Origin of the sequence: Nostoc sp. LEGE 06077 (assembly GCF_015207705.1) — a bacterium.
Classification (GTDB): Bacteria; Cyanobacteriota; Cyanobacteriia; order Cyanobacteriales; family Nostocaceae; genus Nostoc_B.
Genome location: NZ_JADEWI010000137.1, coordinates 1 through 1,048 on the forward strand (window position 1 = coordinate 1; position 1,048 = coordinate 1,048).

Annotated in this window: 2 protein-coding genes and 1 pseudogene; all 3 read left to right on the top strand. The window is 41.4% G+C overall.

Annotated features, from left to right (window positions below; all coding sequences use genetic code 11):
* Positions 1–137: 137 nt before the first annotated feature.
* The gene (locus IQ244_RS32880; protein WP_228059317.1) at positions 138–401 is read left to right on the top strand and encodes a transposase family protein; all 264 of its coding nucleotides are present in this window, start codon (positions 138–140) and stop codon (positions 399–401) included.
* Positions 402–575: 174 nt separating this feature from the next.
* Positions 576–842, top strand: coding sequence for a transposase (locus IQ244_RS32885; RefSeq protein ID WP_322746154.1), 267 nt, complete (start codon positions 576–578; stop codon positions 840–842).
* Positions 823–1,048: pseudogene (locus IQ244_RS32255) on the top strand (hypothetical protein); the annotation flags it as partial. The gene IQ244_RS32885 and the pseudogene IQ244_RS32255, both read left to right, overlap by 20 nt.

A 1,048-nucleotide genomic window follows, 5' to 3' on the forward strand; every position in this document is an offset into this window, starting at 1 on the left:
TTCAAACTTTACTCCTTCAAACATTTGAGGTATAAGCCTCAGCAAGTTCTATGTCGGTGCTAACTCACCTATTACCAGATTCAAGCAATCTAATACTTGAGAATTGCCAACTTGACAAAATAAAAACTCAGATAAATTTGATTGTTTCCGCAATCAGTAGAGTAGTTAACTGTCCAGTTTGTAACCAACCAACTCAAAAAATTCATAGTCGCTATGAACGCTTATTAGCAGACTTACCCTGGGCTGATTACAGCATTACCTTACAGTTACGGGTAAGGAAGTTTTTTTGCATCAATAGTTTATGTAAACGACGCATTTTTACAGAAAGGCTGACCAATGTAACTGCACCAAGGGCTAGAAAAACTCTACGTTTAGCTCAACGACTGAGTGTGATTGGTTGAGCTAATGGTGGTGCAGCAGAGGAAAGACTCTCACAGCAATGGGGGATAAAAGTTTCTCGCAACACACTGTTAAATTTAGTCCGCTCAATCCCACTGCCACCAATCGTAACGCCACATACTCTTGGGGTAGACGACTTCTGCTTTCGTAAGTGTAAAACTTACGGGACAGCACTAATTGACCTCGAACGCAGCCGACCAATTGCTCTACTAAAAGATGCCTTGGCTGAAACCTTGACAGAATGGTTAAAAGCGCACCCTGGTGTCAAAGTCGTCTCACGAGATCGGTCAAAAACTTATGAAAGTGGTATTCGTCAAGGCGCACCAGAAGCTATTCAAGTTGCAGACCGTTTTCACTTATTGCAGAACTTATCTCAAACGCTCTATCAAGTCTTTGGTATGAATACCAAAGTACGTAAAAGTTGTGGAAAAACAAGTATTTAGTACTGATACTAAAGTGCATTTAGATGTGGAAACATCACTAATTGAAGGCATTCGGGAATTGGATGAGGATACATACCCCACCCAATTGCAGACCACTGAAATTCAAAACGAGTGTGAGGATGTTAAACCCTTTTTGGCAGAGAATACAGACGGATTGACTGCACAGGAAAACCCTCAAACCAACATTCTGCCTTCTGCCTTCTGCC